This is a genomic window from Vibrio sp. 10N.222.52.C3, assembly GCF_041474195.1.
Lineage (GTDB): Bacteria > Pseudomonadota > Gammaproteobacteria > Enterobacterales > Vibrionaceae > Vibrio > Vibrio crassostreae_C.
In genome coordinates this window covers 899-4,131 of the sequence record NZ_JBFRTQ010000167.1, presented here as the reverse complement: position 1 = coordinate 4,131, position 3,233 = coordinate 899, and the positions used below count along the sequence as shown (strand labels likewise).

The following is a 3,233-nucleotide window of genomic DNA, read 5'->3' as shown; positions in this document are numbered from 1 at the left end:
TATGTGGCTTTGCTAACATCTCTACCATGGCGATTCTTATCGGTGGTTTGGGCAGCTTAGTTCCAGAGCGTCGTTCTTTCATCTCACAATATGGCTTCAAAGCAATTTGTGCAGGTGTGTTTGCTAACTTAATGAGTGCCGCTATTGCTGGTGTTGTACTTTCTCTATAGCTAACGGATCATGACTTTACTCCCCCTATAGTAAAGTGACTGATTAATCACAATAATATTCGGTTAGCGTGAAGAAGAGAGCCTATAGTGTAAGAACGTAGGCTTTCTTATTTCATTGAATAGTTTGTACCACAGGGTGTGGTGCAAACCTTTTAGGGGCACAAATGGATTTGTCGATTACTTCTTCTTTGGCGTTAATTGGACTCTTGTCTTTAGCTTGTCAGCAGCTCGGCTGGCGTTTACGTCTTCCCGCCATTCTCCCTCTCCTTATCGTTGGCCTATTGTTAGGTCCCGGCCTGAATATTCTAAATCCCGATGCCATTTTCGGTGATGTGCTGTTTCCTATGATCTCCTTAGGGGTTGCCATCATCTTGTTTGAAGGAGCATTGACCCTAAATTTCAAAGAAATCAGAGGCCATGGCCGGATGGTGACTCACCTCGTGAGTTTCGGCATGTTGATTACATGGGCGTGTATCGTGGTGGGGGCATACTACTTTGTGGACTTCAGTTGGCCGTTAGCCGCACTGTTTGGTGCATTAGTTGTGGTAACTGGCCCTACGGTAATCGTGCCCATGCTTCGCAGTATTCAGCCTAAATCTTCGTTAGGCAGTATCTTGCGATGGGAAGGGATAGTAATTGATCCGATTGGCGCTCTGTTTGCGGTTCTCGTCTACGAGTACATTGTTTCTTCTGCCGACCCTACCGGACACGTTCTGTCAGCTCTGGGCCTGACGTTAGTCATAGGTTTAGGCTTAGGGATCATCGGTGGCCATTTGATTGCCAAGATGCTGCAAGGGCATTGGGTACCGCACTATTTACGTAATGTGGCTGTGCTGACGCTAATGTTGGCGGCGTTCTCGTTTTCTAATGATCTGAGTGAAGAATCGGGTTTATTAACCGTGACCATCATGGGGATCTGGCTTGCCAACGTGAAGGGCTTGGATATCGAAGACATCATCGAATTCAAAGAAACCCTGACCGTGTTACTTATTTCTGCGTTGTTTATTCTGTTAGCGAGCAGGCTCGACTCCGGAACCTTCCTCTCGATAGGTTGGGGTGGGGTTGGCTTGTTAGCGGTAGTGATGCTGGTGGCGCGTCCTTTGAGTGTGTGGATCAGCGGGATCGGCACGGATCTTACCTCTGCGGATAAATGGTTTTTGAGCTGGATGGCACCGCGCGGGATCGTTGCAGCCGCGGTTTCTTCTCTGTTTGCAATCAAACTTCAAGAGAAGCAATTAATTGAAGGCGCAGATTTACTGGTGCCAATGGTGTTCTTGGTCATCATCGGTACGGTTGTGATTCAGAGCCTTACCGCGAGTTGGTGGGCGAGAAGGCTAGGTGTGACTCAAGAGAAGGCACAAGGCGTTATCTTCTTTGGTGCGACTCAGTTTTCACGCCAGTTTGCCAAAGTGTTGGCGACACACAACATCAACAGTGTGCTTGCCGATACCAACTGGGAAAGCATTCGCTTAGCGCGCATGGAAAACTTGAATGTTTATTTTGGTAACCCAGCTTCGAGCCACGCTGAGAATAATCTGGAATTGGATGGAATAGGGCGTGCGATGATCGTGTCGCCTTATCGTCAAACCAACCCGTTAGTTAGCATGCACTATCAAGACGAGTTTGGTGAGAATAAGGTGTTTGAGCTTGAATCCTCAGAGAATAAACATGAAAGGCACCAAGTGAGCCGCGATGGCAATAGAAGTCTGTTTTCGGAAGGGATCACCTATTCTAAGCTTAACTCGTTGATGGCTCAGGGTAGCCAAATTAAAAGTACAGGTTTGACCGAGGCATTTGATTTAAAAGAGTTTAATGCTTTGTATCCTAAAGCCATTCCTCTTGGGGTGATCACTGGCGGTGATTTCCGTTTAATGACACAAGGATCTGAGTTGGAAAAACTCATATCAACGGAGTGTGAGCTTATTAGTTTATTACCGCCTTCTGAACAGACGGAAAAAGTTGAGAGTCCAGATAAGTAGCAACGAGCGCTTCATCAAAAGCGAGTCAGCCCGTTTTAAAAACGAATAGCTAAGTACCAAAGCATCAAAAAAGCCGCAACGTTCATCACGTTGCGGCTTTCTAATTTATTTATATGCGCTGCGGACTATTTCGAGTGAAATTGCTCACAAGCGATCATGGTGTTCTCGATTAGGCTCGCCACCGTCATTGGGCCAACACCACCCGGCACAGGTGTGATGAAGCTTGCGCTTTCTTTCGCTACGTCGTATTCAACGTCACCCACTAGTTTGCCAGATTCCAAACGGTTGATACCCACATCGACCACAACAGCGCCTTTCTTAATCCAAGCGCCAGGAATGAAGTTAGGTTTACCAACGGCAACTACAACAACGTCTGCTTGACGCACGTGACCTTCAAGGTCTTTGGTGAAGCGGTGACATGTTGTCGTCGTACAACCTGCTAGAAGAAGCTCTAGCGTCATTGGGCGACCTACGATGTTTGATGCGCCAACCACAACCGCGTGCTTACCACGTAAGTCGATGTTGTAACGGTCAAGCAGCGTGATGATGCCTTTTGGCGTGCAAGAGCGAAGCTTAGGCATGCGCTGAGCCAAACGGCCGACATTGTAGGGGTGGAAGCCATCAACGTCTTTTTCTGGCGTGATACGCTCAAGAACGTGAGTGCTATCAATGCCTGCTGGTAGAGGCAGTTGAACAAGAATACCGTCGATCTCTGGATCGTCGTTCAGTTGGTCTACAAGTGTTAACAATTCGTCTTCTGTCGCAGTGGCTGGCAAGTCGTAAGATTTAGATACGAAGCCAACTTCTTCACACGCTTTACGCTTACTTCCAACGTAAACCTGAGAAGCAGGGTCTTCACCCACTAAAACAACCGCTAGGCCCGGAGCGCGTAATCCAGCTTCAGTACGAGCTTTTACACGTGCAGCAACTTCGGAGCGAACCGTTTGAGAAATTAGCTTTCCATCAATATTTTGAGCAGTCATGAATTTCCTTAGTATTGATATTCAAGTTAGTGGCTGATGTTTTTGGCGCATTATTCCAGAAAATCTTTTTGATTACCATCAAGCAAACGTTTGCTTTGCTC

At 47.1% G+C, this 3,233-nt stretch carries 3 protein-coding genes; 2 read left to right on the top strand and 1 reads right to left on the bottom strand.

The window, feature by feature from the left end:
• Positions 1-170 (top strand): nucleoside transporter C-terminal domain-containing protein (locus tag AB4517_RS20800; protein WP_372149754.1); only part of this gene is annotated, 170 nt, incomplete at its 5' end.
• Positions 171-334: 164 nt separating this feature from the next.
• Positions 335-2,149 (top strand): sodium:proton antiporter, encoded by a 1,815-nt coding sequence (locus AB4517_RS20795; RefSeq protein ID WP_136973698.1) that lies wholly within the window; start codon positions 335-337, stop codon positions 2,147-2,149.
• A gap of 125 nt (positions 2,150-2,274) precedes the next feature.
• On the opposite strand, the gene folD is transcribed toward AB4517_RS20795, so the two are convergent.
• The gene (folD, locus tag AB4517_RS20790; RefSeq protein WP_017062367.1) at positions 2,275-3,132 is read right to left on the bottom strand and encodes a bifunctional methylenetetrahydrofolate dehydrogenase/methenyltetrahydrofolate cyclohydrolase FolD; all 858 of its coding nucleotides are present in this window, start codon (positions 3,130-3,132) and stop codon (positions 2,275-2,277) included.
• Between the last annotated feature and the right edge of the window lie 101 nt (positions 3,133-3,233).

What these genes read in the sequence shown, in the direction of transcription:
- folD (WP_017062367.1), bottom strand. Translation starts at nt 3,132, where the DNA reads ATGACTGCTCAAAATATTGATGGAAAGCTAATTTCTCAAACGGTTCGC.
- AB4517_RS20795 (WP_136973698.1), top strand. Translation starts at nt 335, where the DNA reads ATGGATTTGTCGATTACTTCTTCTTTGGCGTTAATTGGACTCTTGTCT.